Consider the following 18,737-nt stretch of genomic DNA (forward strand, 5'->3'; position numbering starts at 1 on the left):
GATTGGCAAAATAGTTCTTGCTACATTCAATTTTCAGCAGTTTTTTTTGCATTGTTAAAAAAATTTGAAAGATTGATAAAAAATATTTATTGCTGAGTAAAGCGAATAAATTGGATTTATTGACTATAATTTATAGAATAATATATTGATTTATTGCTAATTTAAAAAATATAAAATTTTACCACTTGGTATAAAATTATTATAAATCAGACTTCTACTTAATCTAAAATTAAAAATCAATGATTAAATCACTCGAAAAGAAAGAGTATGATGTGCACAATTTATTTCTAAAGCGATCAATTTATGTCCAATTGGTTTCCCAAATGGCGCCCTTATTCAGGCAATGTCGAGACACGTCCTGTCGGAACAAATGAATATCTTCCGCCTGTTCAGAGTGCTGTGCTGGGCATTCAGCATGCCTTTGCCATGTTTGGTGCGACAGTTCTTGCCCCATTTTTGATGGGTTTTGACCCCAATCTCGCAATCTTCATGTCGGGCATCTGTACCATTCTGTTCTTTTTCATGACGGGTGGACGTGTTCCAAGTTATCTCGGCTCAAGCTTTGCTTTTATTGGCGTGGTCATTGCTGCAACGGGTTATGCGGCCTCAGGAACGGGTGCACCCAATGCCAATTTAGCCGTAGCCGCTGGCGGGATTATGGCATGTGGTGTGTTGTATGCCCTGTTTGGTCTCATGGTGATGGCAACAGGTACCCAATGGATTGAAAAGCTCATGCCGCCTGTCGTGACTGGTGCTGTGGTAATGATTATTGGTTTAAATCTGGCACCTGTGACAGTGAAAGGCGTGGCGGGCAATCCCTTTAATATGTGGATGGCACTGGTGACAGTGCTTTGTATGGGATCTATCGCGGTCTTCACTAAAGGCTTATTACAACGCTTACTACTCTTAATTGGCTTATTATTGGCTTATCTCATTTACTTTATCGTTTCGAATGTCATGGGTTATGGCACAGCCATTAATTTTACCCCAATTCAGCAAGCGGCTTGGTTTGGTCTCCCAACGTTCCATTCACCTCAGTTTGATGTGAACGCGATGTTAATTATTGCTCCAGTGGCTTTAATTTTAGTGGCTGAAAATTTGGGGCATATTAAAGCAGTGAGCGCCATGACGGGTGAAAATCTAGACCCACAGATTGGTAAAGCCTTCTTGGCAGATGGGATTGCAACCACGCTTTCTGGCGGTGTTGGTGCACCAGGTATGACCACTTATGGTGAAAATATTGGAGTCATGGCGGTTACTCGCGTTTACTCTACCATCGTCTTTGTCATTGCCGGTGTGTTTGCCATTTTCTTGGGTCTATCTCCGAAGTTTGGCGCCATTATTCACACCATTCCAACGGCAATCCTCACCGGTGCTTCCATTGTGGTCTTTGGTTTAATCACCATTGCAGGTGCCAAAATCTGGATTGAAAACAAAGTCGATTTTTCTAAAAATAAGAACCTCATGGTTGCTGCTGTAACCATTATTTTAGGCACAGGCGACTTTGCCTTACAATTTGGCAATTTCAACTTGGGTGGCATTGGAACGGCAACCTTCGCAGCCTTGGTTTTAAACTGGTTCTTCAGCTTAAAAGATCAAAGCGAATAAATATTGCTACATTTTATAGCAGCCTACGGGCTGCTTTTTTTATATTTTCAGGCTTTAACATTGCCTCTTGGCGATCAAGTTTTTAAGATGGAAAACTCAATATAAGATGAATTTATGGCTATGCGCCTCGATTTTTTTGATTTAACCTTATTTCTAAATATTGTAGAAACAGGCAGCCTCACCAAAGGGGCAGAGTGTTCTGCAATTTCCTTACAAGCGGCAAGTGAACGAATTAAAAAACTCGAACAACAGTTCTCTGTCTCACTCTTTACCCGTCATGCAACTGGCGTCAAACTCACGTTGGCAGGTCAAACGTTTAATCAACACGCCCAAAGTTTAATTCAGCAATGTCAGCAACTCGAACAAACAATGTTGCCTTTTTCACAAAGGCAAAATAGTAGAATGACCCTGTGGTGTAATTCTTCAGCACAAAGTGAATATTTACCCTTGGTGCTGCCTGCTTACCTCATGGAAAACCCACATTTACAGATTGAACTACAAGAAACAGAAACCAATGACATTATTCAAGCCTTAAGCAAAGGTAGCGCCCAACTGGGCTTAATTTCGAATTTTTTTAATGCCCAAACCCTACAAACCTTAGCATTTGCAGATGATCCTCTGGTTTTGATTTGTCCACGCCAGCATCCTTTAACACAGCATCCTGCATTAACCTTGGTCGATACTTTGGAGCATGCCTTTGTTGGGTTAATGCAATATCACTCCTTACAACAATCGATTGAAACGCAAGCCAGACTACTGGGATGCAGGATTCAATATCGCCTCCGCCTGCCTAATTTTGCTGCAATCGCGCAGGTTGTTGCCAATGGTGTTGGCATTGCCATTATCCCGAAGCGAGCTGCACAACGCTTACAACAGCTATATTCATTCCAGCAGATTCAATTAAAAGGCGCATGGGCAAACCGTAAATTACTCTTGGCTGCACAAAACTTTGATGCTTTACCTCTGGATTATCAGCATTTTAGTCAATTTTTAATTCGACAACGTCCTCAACTCGAGAGCCTGTCTGACCAATTTAATGACTAAGTAGCATGTATCCCCCCAAGGCAATCAAACCACAGAAAAAGACTTTGCGAAATTTCTGCTCTGCAATTTTATAGCGTATCCGCGTACCCAACCACATCCCGAGCAATGCAGGAATCAACGCCATGACTGACCACATATAATCAATGTCGAGGTGAGCCACAGGATTTTGCTGCAAAAAAATGGCCAAGCACATGGTCGAAACGGTAAATGCCATACCCAACGACTGGACCAGATCATCACGCTGCAAATGTAGAGACTGTAAATAAGGCACCACAGGAATGACCACGACCCCAGTCGCCACAGTCAATGCGCCGCCCAAATAGCCTATTAATGGAGATAAGATTCCCGCATAACGAGACAAGTTCGGGATTTGTTTTGCAGCTAAACCATATAAGCCATACAGCAATAACATACCGCCTAAAAGTGCTTCGCTGTTAAATTCACTTTGACCTAAGCGAGGGAAAATACTCCAAATTGAACCTGCAACAATGCCCAGCAAAAGTGTCCAAAACCGAGCCAAAACACGCAACACCTGCCCTTCAGCAAACAATTGCCAAATGTTGGTCACCATAGAAGGGACTATCAACAATGCTGCCGCTTGATAAGGACTAATCAGCATGGTCAATAGGCCCATCGATACGGCAGGCAAACCTAAACCAATCATGCCTTTCACCATCCCTGCCAGCAGAAAAACCACCACAATAAAACTCAGCACCATGCTCTTCCTCAAATGATCGTAGTGCGATGCTAAGTCAATTCAGTACAAAGAAAAATCAGGCTTTTTTGAAGTCAGCCTCAATTTTTGCTTGAGGCCTCATCCGAGGATTTCACGATACAATCCCTATTTTGAAACAAAAACAGCAAGCAGCCCCAGACCTCTCAACCACACGGTTATGATCTAAAATCATGACCATTAAGGTGCCGTCAATTGAAATAAAGCTGCATTTTTACCATCTTCGACTCCCCAAATTGAACCATCCTGTGCTTCAACCAAAGCACGAATCCGCTGTTTCATGGCTAATCGTTGCACTTCCTGTACAGGCACAGTTTGCGTATCCACCACAATAATCGCCTGTGAAGACAGTCCACCAATCAAGGCTTTATTGGTCCATTTTGGGAATTTAGAACCTCGATAAAACATTAAACTCGATGGAGAAATGACTGGGGTCCAACTAATTTCAGGGGCCTGAAACTCGGGACGGGTATCATGATCCGGAATGTCCCTTCCGCTATAATGATCACCATTCGACACAATTGGGTAACCATAATTCGCAGCTTTACGAATACGGTTGAATTCATCTCCACCACGGGGTCCCATTTCAGCAACCCAAAGCTGCCCTTGTGCATCAAAAGCCAGCCCCAAAGGGTTTCGATGGCCTAGGCTCCAAATTTGTGCCGCAATCGAACCTTGAGCCATAAATGGATTCCCTACTGCTGGCGAACCATCTTCATTCAATCGAAGAATTTTACCCAAGTTACTTTGCATATCTTGTGCAGGCTGAAACTTTTGCCGTTCACCAGAACTAATCCATAATTTTCCTGCCGAATCAAATGCCAAGCGATGTGCATAATGCCCATGACCTGCTACTTTAGGAACTTGTTGCCAAATCGATTGTATCTCGGTTAATCGTGGTTGATTGGGCAGATGTTCATCTAAAACTGCACGGGCAACCACTGCACCATAGCCGCCTTTACCTTGTTCGGCGTAACTGAAATAAATCACATGATTCTGCTTAAAATCAGGATGTAGCGCTACATCACCCAAACCACCTTGCCCCCCATAAGCAACCTGTGGCACTCCTTGTACGCTTATTTTTTGCTGTGTTTTAGGGTTAAACGCCAACAGCTTTCCTGATTTCTCAGTAATTAATAAGCGCTGATCGGGCAACACGGCTATCGCCCAAGGTTCATTAAACTCCCCGATTTTTCTGATTTTATAAGACTGAGAAAGCGTGGCTTTGGCGGCTTGCGAGTTTGGTTCATCTGCTGCCTTATCTTGTGCATGACAGGCTACAATAGACACCGAGCTAAGGAATCCGAGCCACAAAAGCAAACAGTACTTTGAATAGTTCATTATGCCCTCACTACAGGTCTTATTTCTATTCAATCTAACCAAACCCTCTTCCGATAAATAGAGCGAATATGTAGCTTTCAAATCTATCTAAGATTGAATCCATGTCAGCTAAAGCGTACAAGGAATTCAGCAAACACGCCTACACCCAAATCCGCTTTCAGGGTACATTGAACTCATACAGAAACAGGATGTTTCTTAGAATAACAATAAAGAGACGACAATAGGACGTTGAGGTATTACAGGAGTTTTACCTTTGATGAAATACGAAAAAGCCTCGATAGGATATCGGGGCTTTTTTATTTTTATCATGTCTATATCTCAATAAAAAGAGCCTCATCAAGAGGCTCTTATCAACATCTTAACTATAGGATCTTTGTTTGGTCGCTTGAGATGTTGTAGGCACTTCAGCCACTTCTTCTGCTTGATTCGTTTTAATAAAAGAAACTGCAAAAGCCGCAATAATTGCAGGAATCGCAACCGCAATGAAGTTCATTTTATGCGGAAGCTCCATTCCTAATAACATACCAATCACGATTGGACCAACAATAGCTCCGACACGACCAATACCAGATGCCCATCCTAAACCCGTAGAACGAACTGCTAGTGGGTAATATTGCGCGACATAACTATACAGCAAGATACTACAGCCAATCGAAGCTGCACCTGCCAATGCCACCAATAAATAAATCACGGGTTGTGGAGAATTAAAACCTAAACCAACAAGTGCCAATGCCCCCACAATCAGCATACTGATAATCACTGGTTTTAAATGGAAGCGATCAGCAAGAATACCGCCACCTGCTGTACCAATAACTGCACCAATGTTCAAAGAAAGCAGGAACATTAAGCTACTGCCCAATGAATAACCTGCAGCCATCATGAGTTTTGGTAACCAGCTACCTAAGGCATAAACCATCAGTAGGCACATGAAGAAACAGCTCCAGAATAAAATGGTCCCCATGGCACGACCATTTTTAAACAGTGCTGCAACAGAAGCATCCGGGACTTTCGCTTCATTGAGCACTAAAACTGTATTTGAAGTTACTGTTTCGGCAGGTACAAGACGTTGAATAATATCGCGTGCTTTTTCCGTTTGCTGAGCCTTGACCAAAAAGGTGACTGATTCAGGTAAGAATTTCCATAAAATTGGCACAAATAAAAGCGGGATACCTGCTATGAAGAACATAATTTGCCAACCAAACGTAGGGGTAAATGTAGCACCCAATAATGCTGCCATAATGCCACCCATCGCATAACCGCTAAACATAGCCGTCACCAAGGTACTACGAAATTTTTGTGGTGCATATTCTGAAGTGAGTGCCACCAAATTAGGCAAGACACCACCAATTCCTAAACCTGCAATAAAACGTAAAACACCAAATTCGGTTGGGTTAGATGCGAAACCACCCGCAAAAGTAAAACTACTAAACAATGTGACACAGATAATAATGACTTTTTTACGACCAATTTTATCGGCCAACATACCAAATAACATGGCACCAAACATCATGCCTGCCAACGCAGTACTGGCCAGCATTCCCGCTTGTACTGCTGTCATTCCCCACTCTTTCATTAATAAAGGTAAGGCAACGCCATTAATCGCCAAATCATAACCATCAAATAAAACTACAAATAAACACCACAAAACAACCGTTAAATGAAAAGGTTTAAATCTAGCCTGATCAATTACAGCATTTACATTCATTGTTGTCGCTGTCATTTCTACTCACCTCCAATTGTGAGATTTTTATTGTCAACATACAATGAATAGCGGTTCATTTTTTGTCTAAAACCTCAAGGGTATAAAAATATACCTATTAGGTATTTAACCTATCAAATGGAACATTTCATCAATGTTTTAAGTGCTGAATAGATTCTAAAACCTAGTAAAAGCGTTACTTATATTGCAATCATTAACAATTATTTATTTAAAATCATAGTGTTAAAATTAAACTACTAAACAATAAGACCAAAGTTAACTTGCTTTGTAAATTGATCATCTTCTTCGAATAATTTTCATCCATTATTTTATAATGTGTAATAAAGAAACACCCCCTAACGTTGGTTAGGGGGTGTTTGAATAATGAGCTGGCGATGACTTACTCTCACATGGGTAACCCCACACTACCATCAGCGCTAAGAGGTTTCACTTCTGAGTTCGGGAAGGGATCAGGTGGTTCACTCTTGCTATTGTCGCCAGCACAACTGTTTATGACTATTCGTTATGGTCTTATTTACACAGCGTGTATGCCTAACTTTCATCAAATGAGTTATTAACAGGTATATTTGAGTTGGATATTGTATCTAGCTTTATAACTAAATCAAGTTATTTGCAGTGATTTGAACCACAACACCAACTGTTTGGGTGTTGTATAGTCAAGCCTCACGAGCAATTAGTATTGGTCAGCTTCACATATCACTATGCTTCCACATCCAACCTATCAACGTCGTAGTCTTCAACGGCTCTTTAGAGGACATAAAGTCCTAGGGAAATCTTATCTTGAGGTAGGCTTCCCGCTTAGATGCTTTCAGCGGTTATCCCTTCCGAACATAGCTACCCGGCGATGCGACTGGCGTCACAACCGGTACACCAGAGGTTCGTCCACTCTGGTCCTCTCGTACTAGGAGCAGATCCTCTCAAATTTCCAGCGCCCACGGTAGATAGGGACCGAACTGTCTCACGACGTTCTAAACCCAGCTCGCGTACCTCTTTAAATGGCGAACAGCCATACCCTTGGGACCTGCTTCAGCCCCAGGATGAGATGAGCCGACATCGAGGTGCCAAACACCGCCGTCGATATGAACTCTTGGGCGGTATCAGCCTGTTATCCCCAGAGTACCTTTTATCCGTTGAGCGATGGCCCTTCCATACAGAACCACCGGATCACTAAGACCTACTTTCGTACCTGCTCGACTTGTGGGTCTCGCAGTTAAGCGCGCTTTTGCCTTTATACTCTACGCGTGATTTCCGACCACGCTGAGCGCACCTTCGTACTCCTCCGTTACTCTTTAGGAGGAGACCGCCCCAGTCAAACTACCCACCAGACATGGTCCTCGTCCCGGATAACGGGACAGAGTTAGAACCTCAATATTACCAGGGTGGTATTTCAAGGACGGCTCCATTGGAACTAGCGTTCCAACTTCAAAGCCTCCCACCTATCCTACACAAGTAAGATCAAAGTTCAATGTCAAGCTGCAGTAAAGGTTCACGGGGTCTTTCCGTCTAGCCGCGGGTACACCGCATCTTCACGGCGAATTCGATTTCACTGAGTCTCTGCTGGAGACAGCGCCCCCATCATTATGCCATTCGTGCAGGTCGGAACTTACCCGACAAGGAATTTCGCTACCTTAGGACCGTTATAGTTACGGCCGCCGTTTACTGGGGCTTCGATCAAGAGCTTCGCTTACGCTAACCCCATCAATTAACCTTCCAGCACCGGGCAGGCATCACACCCTATACGTCCACTTTCGTGTTTGCAGAGTGCTATGTTTTTAATAAACAGTTGCAGGGGCCTGGTTTCTGTGGCTGCCAATAGCTCATCCCGCAAGGGGAATCACCGTCAGCAGCGTACCTTCTCCCGAAGTTACGGTACCATTTTGCCTAGTTCCTTCAGCAGAGTTCTCTCAAGCGCTTTGGTCTACTCGACCTGACCACCTGTGTCGGTTTCGGGTACGATTCCTGTGTAACTGAAGCTTAGAGACTTTTCCTGGAAGCATGGTATCAGCCACTTCACTGTACAAGTACAGCTTGCTATCAGTTCTCAGCATAGAGTACCCCGGATTTGCCTAAGATACATGCCTACAACCTTTCACCTGGACAACCAACGCCAGGCTGACTTAACCTTCTCCGTCCTCTCATCGCATTACACAGAAGTATTGGAATATTAACCAATTTCCCATCGACTACGCCTCTCGGCCTCGCCTTAGGGGTCGACTCACCCAGCCCCGATTAACGTTGGACTGGAACCCTTGGTCTTTCAGCGTGCGAGTTTTTCACTCGCATTGTCGTTACTCACGTCAGCATTCGCACTTCTGATACCTCCAGCATACTTCTCAATACACCTTCATCGGCTTACAGAACGCTCCCCTACCACTTGCAATAAATTGCAAATCCGCAGCTTCGGCATATAGTTTTAGCCCCGTTACATCTTCCGCGCAGGCCGACTCGACTAGTGAGCTATTACGCTTTCTTTAAAGGGTGGCTGCTTCTAAGCCAACCTCCTAGCTGTCTATGCCTTCCCACATCGTTTCCCACTTAACTATAATTTTGGGGCCTTAGCTGGCGGTCTGGATTGTTTTCCTCTTGACTACGGACGTTAGCACCCGCAGTCTGTCTCCCGGATAGTACTCATAGGTATTCGGAGTTTGCATCGGTTTGGTAAGTCGGGATGACCCCCTAGCCGAAACAGTGCTCTACCCCCTATGGTATTCGTCCGAGGCGCTACCTAAATAGCTTTCGGGGAGAACCAGCTATCACCAGGCTTGATTAGCCTTTCACCCCTATCCACAAGTCATCCCCTGGCTTTTCAACGACAGTGGGTTCGGTCCTCCAGTTAGTGTTACCCAACCTTCAACCTGCTCATGGATAGATCGCCTGGTTTCGGGTCTACACCCAGCAACTAAACGCCCTATTAAGACTCGATTTCTCTACGGCTCCCCTATTCGGTTAACCTTGCTACTGAATGTAAGTCGCTGACCCATTATACAAAAGGTACGCAGTCACCGAACTAGTCGGCTCCCACTGCTTGTATGCATGCGGTTTCAGGATCTATTTCACTCCCCTCACAGGGGTTCTTTTCGCCTTTCCCTCACGGTACTGGTTCACTATCGGTCAGTCAGGAGTATTTAGCCTTGGAGGATGGTCCCCCCATATTCAGACAAGGTTTCACGTGCCTCGCCCTACTCGACATCATCATATAAGCCCTTTCGTGTACAGGACTATCACCCACTATGGTTGCACTTCCCAGAGCATTCCACTAGAACTTATATGACTTAATGGGCTTTTCCCCGTTCGCTCGCCGCTACTAAGGGAATCTCAATTGATTTCTTTTCCTAAGGGTACTGAGATGTTTCACTTCCCCTCGTTCGCCTTGCAACACTATGTATTCATGTTGCAATACCTACCTTATAGTAGGTGGGTTTCCCCATTCAGAAATCTCCGGATCACAGGATATTTGCCGCCTCCCCGGAGCTTATCGCAGGCTATTACGTCTTTCATCGCCTCTGACTGCCAAGGCATCCACCACATGCACTTAATTACTTGACTATACAACCCCAAACAGTCGTAGCACCTACAAGTAGTACTAAGACAGATCGATTACTCGATCATACAGTTTGTTGCTCTGTGTACTTAAACACTGTACAGCTTCAATTCAAATTCACATACCAAAACGCTTGATTCAGTTAATTTCGCTAGTAACTCATTTCTTGCAATTGCTTGCTTGAAACGAGTATGAACAAATTATTTCAACTCAAATATATTCTGTTAATGATTCTTCCAGCCTTCGTCAGGTCAGGAAACTGTGATAAATCACAGAACTTAATAAACTTTATGTTTACTAAATTCTATAATCTAACTACTTAGCTTATATATTGATGTTCAATATATGGTGGAGACTAGGAGAGTCGAACTCCTGACCTCCTGCGTGCAAAGCAGGCGCTCTACCAACTAAGCTAAGTCCCCAGCTTATCAATAAGTTAATGTCTCTGTTTTTCTGTATTCAGCATTCCTTCAAATGCTTCGTTAGTCAGATTTGGTGGGTCTGACAAGACTTGAACTTGTGACCCCACGCTTATCAAGCGTGTGCTCTAACCAACTGAGCTACAGACCCTCAGATACATCGTCATGAAGAACAACTTGTTGTGGATTCTTACCAATCGTCAATCTTTCGTTAAGGAGGTGATCCAGCCGCAGGTTCCCCTACGGCTACCTTGTTACGACTTCACCCCAGTCATCGGCCACACCGTGGTAAGCGTCCTCCTTACGGTTAGACTACCTACTTCTGGTGCAACAAACTCCCATGGTGTGACGGGCGGTGTGTACAAGGCCCGGGAACGTATTCACCGCGGCATTCTGATCCGCGATTACTAGCGATTCCGACTTCATGGAGTCGAGTTGCAGACTCCAATCCGGACTACGATCGGCTTTTTGAGATTAGCATCCTATCGCTAGGTAGCAACCCTTTGTACCGACCATTGTAGCACGTGTGTAGCCCTGGTCGTAAGGGCCATGATGACTTGACGTCGTCCCCGCCTTCCTCCAGTTTGTCACTGGCAGTATCCTTAAAGTTCCCACCCGAAGTGCTGGCAAATAAGGAAAAGGGTTGCGCTCGTTGCGGGACTTAACCCAACATCTCACGACACGAGCTGACGACAGCCATGCAGCACCTGTATGTAAGCTCCCGAAGGCACCAATCCATCTCTGGAAAGTTCTTACTATGTCAAGACCAGGTAAGGTTCTTCGCGTTGCATCGAATTAAACCACATGCTCCACCGCTTGTGCGGGCCCCCGTCAATTCATTTGAGTTTTAGTCTTGCGACCGTACTCCCCAGGCGGTCTACTTATCGCGTTAGCTGCGCCACTAAAGCCTCAAAGGCCCCAACGGCTAGTAGACATCGTTTACGGCATGGACTACCAGGGTATCTAATCCTGTTTGCTCCCCATGCTTTCGTACCTCAGCGTCAGTATTAGGCCAGATGGCTGCCTTCGCCATCGGTATTCCTCCAGATCTCTACGCATTTCACCGCTACACCTGGAATTCTACCATCCTCTCCCATACTCTAGCTGACCAGTATCGAATGCAATTCCTAAGTTAAGCTCAGGGATTTCACATCCGACTTAATCAGCCGCCTACGCACGCTTTACGCCCAGTAAATCCGATTAACGCTCGCACCCTCTGTATTACCGCGGCTGCTGGCACAGAGTTAGCCGGTGCTTATTCTGCGAGTAACGTCCACTATCCAGTAGTATTAGTACCAGTAGCCTCCTCCTCGCTTAAAGTGCTTTACAACCAAAAGGCCTTCTTCACACACGCGGCATGGCTGGATCAGGGTTCCCCCCATTGTCCAATATTCCCCACTGCTGCCTCCCGTAGGAGTCTGGGCCGTGTCTCAGTCCCAGTGTGGCGGATCATCCTCTCAGACCCGCTACAGATCGTCGCCTTGGTAGGCCTTTACCCCACCAACTAGCTAATCCGACTTAGGCTCATCTATTAGCGCAAGGTCCGAAGATCCCCTGCTTTCCCCCGTAGGGCGTATGCGGTATTAGCATTCCTTTCGGAATGTTGTCCCCCACTAATAGGCAGATTCCTAAGCATTACTCACCCGTCCGCCGCTAAGATCAGTAGCAAGCTACCTCTCTCCGCTCGACTTGCATGTGTTAAGCCTGCCGCCAGCGTTCAATCTGAGCCATGATCAAACTCTTCAGTTTAAAATCAGTAGCACCTATAAGGGTGCCAATCTTGGCTCATCAATTTTCTGACAAATATTTCTCAAATAAACTTCGAGTAATTTCTACCATCAATCAATGAAAATAATTTCGATCAATCAATCAGTAAAAATCCACACAAGTTGTTCTTCATAATCTCTTAATGATCTTCTTGATGACTCGTCATCATCAAGCTAGGTCGGCTATGTTACTCTAATCTAAGTTAAAGTCAACAGGTTTTGTTAATTATTTTTAAACTTATTCAAGACTTCTAGATTCTACCGCTTGGGCTAAATCCTTGTTTCTCAACAAGTTTTAATCAACATCACCGCCGATGGATGTGCATTCTACAGCATTTCTAATCCCTTGCAATACCCTTTTTAGATTTTATTCGAAAATAACACCCACATGGTTATTTAATACTCAAAATCTACTTTTTTCTTCATTTTTTGAGCATAAAAGGTACAGTATTAACTAAATCATCCAGTATTTTTTCATCTTGATTTTTTTCTTGCCATTTTAATGCACGACAATCGACATATTCACAATAGCCAGCTTCACCATATTCTTCTCGGGCATTGATTTTAATTTGATATTTAAAACTCCCTACATAACCCGCAGCCAATCCAAATTTAAAATCTCCTCGGCTTTGTGCTTGTATTTGAATGGTATCGCCAGTTTTATTTTGATAGTTCCATTCAAACTCTCGAGGTAAATACATCGCTTGCCCATTTGGGGTCACCACTTTGGGATAAACTCGATGCACTTTGAACTGTACGTGTTCATCGAAAAGTTCTGTGCGTTCAACATTGGCATATTTAAGATAAATACGAGATTGCACAATACGATTAAAGTGATCTCGTGTTTGCGCTATCAACACTTGATCGCCATTATTAAGTTGAATAATTTGGTAAGTAAAAAATGCCAAAGGTAAGTAAGGAAGCTGGACTGCACGCGCAAACTCAAATACGCCATGCTGTGCAATCGGAAAAACTTGTTCTTTATAAGTAATTTCTCCCTCACAAAAACATCGTGTAGACCAATGTTCACCCAGCCCCAGACGCATTTTATTGAAATAGCTGACTTGCGCGGTTGTGTGAATAGAAAGCTGACAACTTAATTCATCATCATCGCGTTGGATTTGAAAGTTAGGTAAACTTCCTAAAATTTGCTCATGATTTGAAAACTGCCACAAGTTTTTAGAAAAATGACAATCTCGTTGTATGGCATAACTGTGCAATTGCCCCACCATGTGTGGACTGCTACTACACAAAATAGTTGCCGTATCTATTGCGGTGCTATGAATTGCGCTCTCATTACGTAACATCGGCGCATGAGCAGCCCCCATTAGTCCAATAAAATTAAAATAATGCAGAGGTGCTGGAAGATTTGGCAAAATAATGCCGAAATAGATGAATTTATATTGATGCGTAGGGATATGAAAGTTTAAGCGTGACTTTTTCGGAGCCAGATTCAATTGTTTGGATCGATCTAAAAAATCTTGAAACAATTGCATAACCTAGCTCCTCATCACAACTATCTCATATTTAGCTCACCGTCTGTTTGCGAGCAAGAAAGGTAGTGACAAAACCAGAAAGCGCATAAATAATTGAAATCACTAATATACCTACAGGAATATTGTAAGTCATCGCAGCGAGGATAAAGACAGCAATAGGTAACACTGCAAATGGAACGCGCTTCCGGTCTACCGTTTTAAATGAATAATACTTGATATTAGAAATCATCAGTAGCCCAACTGCCACAATAATGGCAGCATTGACAATCTGAATACCTAATTCATTTAAATCAAAGATATTTGGAAAATCACGACCAACCCACACCATTGAAATAATCATGATAGCGGCTAATGGACTGGCCACCCCAATGAAGTAGCGCTTATCGACTACCCCAATTTGCACATTAAAACGCGCCAGACGAAATGCAGCACACGCAGTGTAAATAAAACAACAGGCTAAACCAATACGACCCAAGTCATGCAGACTCCAGCTATACATGAGGATGGCAGGCGCAACACCAAAAGCTAATAAGTCGGAAAGTGAGTCAAATTGCTCTCCGAAAGCACTTTGTGCACCAATGGCACGTGCAACACGACCATCCAAACCATCAAACAAAGCGGCGATAAAAATGGCATAAATGGCTTGAGTAAACTCACCGTTCATACTGGCAATAACGGAATAAAAACCTGACAGTAATGCGGCTGTGGTAATTAAATTCGGCCACAGATAGATACCACGACGTTTGATCTTTTGCCCTTCTTGAGTATGCTCCTCTTCAACAACTTCGAAGGTAATTCCATCGTAGTCATGGTCTGGAGCATGTAACTCACCTTCAGGTTTAGAGCTATTTGTCATTGTTTTATATCCTAATCTGCAACCTAATTTATTCTATCTACGGCAATTATTCGCCAACTAACCAACGTACTGCGGCATGACCACCATGCTCTTGCATGCGCAAATGTGGAAATAACCATTGTAATGCTTCATCGGCATCTTCAGAGAACTTCCAAGGTGGATTAATCACCAATAAACCACAACCATTTAAGCCTACAGGGGTATCATCTGGCCAAACGCAGACTTCACAAACCAATTGGCGACGAATACCTGTTTTAAACATTTTTTTCTCAAAACGCTCAATCATGGCGCGATCTTTAATTGGATACCAGACCGCAAATACTCCTGTTGGCCATTTTTTATAAGCAGCAACTAAGAGTTCAACCAATTGCGGAAAATCTTTACGTTCCACTTCATAAGGTGGATCGATCATGACCAAGCCACGCTTTTCTTTCGGTGGAATTACGCCCAGTAAACCTTCATAAGCATCACGCTCATGCAAGCCTGCGCGTTTGTCATGAATGTTATGACGTAATTGCTGAAAGACATCACGCTGCATTTCAAAAATGGTCGCTTTATCTATGTCACGCATACCTTCTAGCGCAAACCACGGCGAACCAGGATATGCCCCTTTACCAAAATTACTACGCATTTTTTCAACAATTTTTAAATATTGCTGAACCCCTTCAGGCGCAGTACGTTTCACTGAATCATCCAGCTTAACTAAACGATGAATACCATTTAAAAATTCACCAGATTTTTGTGCTTCTGAAGTCGATAAGTCATATTTACCCGCACCACCATGCGTATCAACATAGCGATATGGTTTATCTTTTGCATTGAGTCGCGTCAAAAGCTGCAGCAATAAAACATGCTTCATGACATCGGCAAAGTTGCCTGCATGGAAATGGTGGCGGTAATTCATTTCTATTTAATTCCTAAAATCAACGGTTATTTTAGCATGAAAAATAGTTTCATTCCGACGGATATGTTGTTCTAGAATAAAGCAGTTCTGTTTTCTTGTTTTGAGTTGTGCTTCTATGCTTGTTTCCAAGCTTCCTGCATCGTGGAATATCGATCAAGTTCTCAATGATCTTGACCAACATGGTTTTGCACTGATTGATCACGCCTATGCTACTGAATATGTCACTGATTTAATATATGAATGTACCTCTCATTTAAATCAATTTCGTGAAGCAGCAATTCAAAATGGTGTGGTTAGTCAAATTCGTAGTGATCATATTTTATGGATTCATCCAGAATTACAAGTTGCACAACGACATGTCGAAACCTTATCACTCTTGTCCGAACAACTGAATCAGGCGTTTTATTTAGGAATTCGTGAAGTTGAAGCGCATTTTGCTTGTTACTCTGCGGGTGAGTTTTATGCGCTCCATCGTGATAATCCGCAACAGAAAAATGATCGCGTTATTTCCACGGTTTATTATTTGCATGAGCAATGGCAAGACGATTGGGGCGGCCAGCTTCGGCTTCAGGATAAAAATGGCGAGTGGCATACTATTCAACCACAACCAAATCGGATTGCCTTATTTCGCAGTGATTTACTACATGAAGTGATTGAAGCCAAACAACAGCGGCTTTCGATTACTGCATGGTTAAGAAGTGGCAATACCATCTGGTAAACCTTTAAATCTTCCCGAATGACCCTATATAGTAGGCTTAACTAGAGAGGACTGCACGAATGCTAAAAGATGCAAAGCAAATTATTGCGAGAATTGGCGAAACTGACCAAATGTATTTGGAAGGTAATACACCCGATTTAGCGCTTGAACGTGCAGACTTACGTTTGGCATTGGTGACGTTGAGTCGTGTTCGTCAGGAGCAACTCCACTTTTTACAAGAAGCCATTGTGTTACTTGAACAAGGTCGTATCGAATTTGAAGAAATACCGCTACGTACTTATTTAGACTTGTCCTTGCTTTTGGCCAAGGCCTACATGCTGTACTTTGAAATTACCAAAGAACAGCGTTTTGCTTTAATTACCCAGCAGATCCTAAAACCCTTAACTGTGCATGAGCATGGTGATGTCTATTTCTTTCTTGCCTACGCCAGCGCATGTAAAAATGACACTGCCCTAAGTCGCCATTGGTTGAAAAAATATAGTCAAACCTCTGAATTTGATGCTTTCTTATTACAGCAACACTCTGCTTTTGCACCTTATCGTGAAACGCTATGGTTCGTACAACTCACACAGCCAAAACCACACTAAACATCGAAAATTTGTATTAAAAAAAGCGTCCTGAGAGACGCTTTTTTTAAAATATACATTGAGTAAACACAACAACCGTTCAGGATGTTAAGCCGTTTGTAATTTATAAGCATCCATATGAAGTTGTTGATTTAACTCATCAATCCAGATTGCCCAATCATCATCCTGTACCAAATGACTAATGAGAAAATCGCGTTGTGAACGATTCCAAAACGGTGCTTCATGTAAAGATAAATGTGCAGGCAACTGATGTGTACGCACATACAGCTCTATAGCGGCCAGACTGTTTGCCAGACCTAATTGCGAAAACAGTAGCTCTAAGGATGGATTATTTTTCATCGTTTCCCGCCCCTTATCAGTTTATCTATAATTTATTATTTAATTAACTTATAAGAATTGTGCAGGCAAAAAAAGGGGCTATCGCGACTTTGTTGTAGCTTTTTGTGAACTACAGGAAAGTGCGACAGCCTACATTTATTTGTTATTAACCTGAGAAATTCATGCCTCCAGCATCTTCATGCAATTGCTCATTTAAAGTATCAATCACGATTGCCCATTCATCATCTTTATCCCAGTGGCTATGTAAAAATTCACGCTGTGCATCTGTCCAAAAGCTTGCTTGATGCAGTACGACATCTGCCGCCAGTTGATGCTGACGTATAAATTGATCCATTGCACTTTCATTGGAATCTAAACCCAACTGGTCGAAAAGCAGTATTAGGGTTGGCTGTACATCAAACATATTACACCCCTATCTCATTGTTCTCTTTTTAAGGTAACCGAATAGTACGACAAAATCATTCTGTATATTTTTTCAGCATGTTATTTTTTGTTGATTCTATTCCAGCATAAAAAAAGCACCCCTAAATGGAGCGCTTTTTTAACTTAATCAACAAAGATTAAATTAGTTCACCATGTCAGCAATTGCTGCACGTTCTTCTTCTAACTCATTAAGCGTGAAGTTGATACGCTCACGGCTGAATTCATCGATTTCAAGACCTTGAACGATTTTGTATTCGCCATTTTCAGTTGTAACAGGGAAACCGAACATTACGCCTTCAGGAATTCCATAAGAACCGTCAGAAGGAATACCCATTGTTACCCATTTGCCGTTTGTGCCAAGAGCCCAATCGCGCATGTGGTCGATTGCAGCGTTAGCAGCAGACGCAGCAGAAGACAAACCACGTGCTTCGATGATCGCAGCACCACGTTTACCAACGGTAGGAAGGAATACATCTTTATTCCATGCTGCATCGTTGATTTTGTCTTTTAAGCTTTCACCGTTTACTTTTGCAAAGCGGTAGTCAGCATACATTGTTGGAGAGTGGTTACCCCAAACAGTCATGTCTTCGATGTCAGAAACTGCAACACCCGCTTTTTGAGCAAGTTGAGTTAACGCGCGGTTGTGGTCAAGACGTAACATTGCAGTGAAGTTTTTCGCTGGAAGATCTGGAGCAGATTTCATTGCGATGTAAGCGTTGGTGTTCGCAGGGTTACCTACAACAAGCACTTTAACGTCACGGCTAGCAACTTCGTTTAATGCTTGACCTTGACCAATAAAGATTTCGCCGTTCACTTTTAACAAGTCAGCACGTTCCATACCAGGACCACGTGGACGTGAACCAACCAATAACGCGTAGTCAGCATCTTTAAATGCAACTTTCGGATCATCAGTACCGATCATGCCAGCCAATAATGGGAAAGCACAGTCATCTAATTCCATCATTACGCCTTTAAGCGCAGCTTGAGCTTTCTCAAATGGAACTTCTAACAATTGCAAAATAACAGGTTGGTCTTTACCAAGCATTTCACCGCTGGCAATACGGAATAATAAGCTGTAACCGATTTGACCAGCTGCACCAGTAACGGCAACGCGAACAGGTTGCTTCATGTAAGTATCTCCAATTGAGGATCGTTAATATGATTAAACGGGTCTGTCCGTTTTCATCGAATTATCATAAACGGCAAAGATTGTACTCCAATCCTTCAGGATATGCATAAAAA

At 43.1% G+C, this 18,737-nt stretch carries 13 protein-coding genes, 2 tRNA genes and 3 rRNA genes; 4 read left to right on the forward strand and 14 right to left on the reverse strand.

Annotation, left to right across the window (positions count from 1 at the left end; all coding sequences use genetic code 11):
* Positions 1–303: 303 nt before the first annotated feature.
* Positions 304–1,608: a solute carrier family 23 protein gene (locus E0H82_RS08805; protein ID WP_131264285.1), complete on the forward strand. Its 1,305-nt coding sequence runs from the start codon at positions 304–306 to the stop codon at positions 1,606–1,608.
* Positions 1,609–1,728: 120 nt separating this feature from the next.
* Positions 1,729–2,652, forward strand: a complete 924-nt coding sequence (locus E0H82_RS08810; protein ID WP_131264329.1) for a LysR family transcriptional regulator — start codon at positions 1,729–1,731, stop codon at positions 2,650–2,652.
* Here E0H82_RS08810 and E0H82_RS08815 read toward each other — a convergent pair.
* The 11 genes from E0H82_RS08815 to E0H82_RS08865 form a co-directional block, all read right to left on the reverse strand.
* On the reverse strand, positions 2,642–3,370 hold the full coding sequence (locus E0H82_RS08815) for a sulfite exporter TauE/SafE family protein (protein WP_416224494.1): 729 nt from the start codon (positions 3,368–3,370) through the stop codon (positions 2,642–2,644). The genes E0H82_RS08810 and E0H82_RS08815 overlap by 11 nt on opposite strands.
* 195 nt (positions 3,371–3,565) lie before the next feature.
* Positions 3,566–4,726, reverse strand: a complete 1,161-nt coding sequence (locus tag E0H82_RS08820; RefSeq protein WP_131264286.1) for a PQQ-dependent sugar dehydrogenase — start codon at positions 4,724–4,726, stop codon at positions 3,566–3,568.
* 358 nt (positions 4,727–5,084) lie between these two features.
* Positions 5,085–6,446 (reverse strand): MFS transporter, encoded by a 1,362-nt coding sequence (locus tag E0H82_RS08825; protein ID WP_131264287.1) that lies wholly within the window; start codon positions 6,444–6,446, stop codon positions 5,085–5,087.
* 366 nt (positions 6,447–6,812) lie between these two features.
* Positions 6,813–6,927 (reverse strand): 5S ribosomal RNA (gene rrf, locus E0H82_RS08830).
* 171 nt (positions 6,928–7,098) lie between these two features.
* Positions 7,099–9,992: ribosomal RNA gene (locus E0H82_RS08835) — 23S ribosomal RNA — on the reverse strand.
* Positions 9,993–10,333: 341 nt separating this feature from the next.
* Positions 10,334–10,409: transfer RNA gene (locus E0H82_RS08840), tRNA-Ala, on the reverse strand.
* A gap of 71 nt (positions 10,410–10,480) precedes the next feature.
* Positions 10,481–10,557: transfer RNA gene (locus E0H82_RS08845), tRNA-Ile, on the reverse strand.
* A gap of 61 nt (positions 10,558–10,618) precedes the next feature.
* Positions 10,619–12,155, reverse strand: a 16S ribosomal RNA gene (locus E0H82_RS08850).
* The 16S, 23S and 5S rRNA genes sit together here with 2 tRNA genes alongside, the layout of an rRNA operon.
* A gap of 439 nt (positions 12,156–12,594) precedes the next feature.
* The gene (locus tag E0H82_RS08855) at positions 12,595–13,668 is read right to left on the reverse strand and encodes a DUF6670 family protein (RefSeq protein WP_131264288.1); all 1,074 of its coding nucleotides are present in this window, start codon (positions 13,666–13,668) and stop codon (positions 12,595–12,597) included.
* 31 nt (positions 13,669–13,699) lie between these two features.
* Entirely contained in the window at positions 13,700–14,524 is an 825-nt protein-coding gene (pssA, locus tag E0H82_RS08860; RefSeq protein WP_131264289.1) for a CDP-diacylglycerol--serine O-phosphatidyltransferase, read from the reverse strand.
* 46 nt (positions 14,525–14,570) lie between these two features.
* Complete coding sequence (locus tag E0H82_RS08865; RefSeq protein WP_131264290.1) at positions 14,571–15,428, reverse strand: 23S rRNA (adenine(2030)-N(6))-methyltransferase RlmJ; 858 nt, start codon at positions 15,426–15,428, stop codon at positions 14,571–14,573.
* A 115-nt stretch (positions 15,429–15,543) separates the two neighbouring features.
* Between E0H82_RS08865 and E0H82_RS08870 the strand changes: the two genes are divergently transcribed.
* Together E0H82_RS08870 and E0H82_RS08875 are read left to right on the forward strand one after the other, a co-directional pair.
* Positions 15,544–16,146, forward strand: a complete 603-nt coding sequence (locus E0H82_RS08870; protein WP_131264291.1) for a 2OG-Fe(II) oxygenase — start codon at positions 15,544–15,546, stop codon at positions 16,144–16,146.
* Positions 16,147–16,205: 59 nt separating this feature from the next.
* Positions 16,206–16,733, forward strand: a complete 528-nt coding sequence (locus E0H82_RS08875; protein WP_131264292.1) for a hypothetical protein — start codon at positions 16,206–16,208, stop codon at positions 16,731–16,733.
* Positions 16,734–16,820: 87 nt separating this feature from the next.
* On the opposite strand, the gene E0H82_RS08880 is transcribed toward E0H82_RS08875, so the two are convergent.
* From E0H82_RS08880 to E0H82_RS08890, 3 genes are all read right to left on the reverse strand, one after another.
* On the reverse strand, positions 16,821–17,072 hold the full coding sequence (locus E0H82_RS08880; protein WP_016168546.1) for a DUF2789 family protein: 252 nt from the start codon (positions 17,070–17,072) through the stop codon (positions 16,821–16,823).
* A gap of 145 nt (positions 17,073–17,217) precedes the next feature.
* Positions 17,218–17,475 carry a DUF2789 family protein gene (locus E0H82_RS08885; protein WP_131264293.1) on the reverse strand — a complete coding sequence of 86 codons (258 nt, stop codon included), beginning with the start codon at positions 17,473–17,475 and terminating at the stop codon, positions 17,218–17,220.
* A 162-nt stretch (positions 17,476–17,637) separates the two neighbouring features.
* Positions 17,638–18,624 carry a malate dehydrogenase gene (locus E0H82_RS08890; protein WP_131264294.1) on the reverse strand — a complete coding sequence of 329 codons (987 nt, stop codon included), beginning with the start codon at positions 18,622–18,624 and terminating at the stop codon, positions 17,638–17,640.
* Positions 18,625–18,737 lie beyond the last annotated feature (113 nt).

The organism is Acinetobacter sp. ANC 4910 (genome assembly GCF_004331035.1).
Taxonomy (GTDB): domain Bacteria; phylum Pseudomonadota; class Gammaproteobacteria; order Pseudomonadales; family Moraxellaceae; genus Acinetobacter.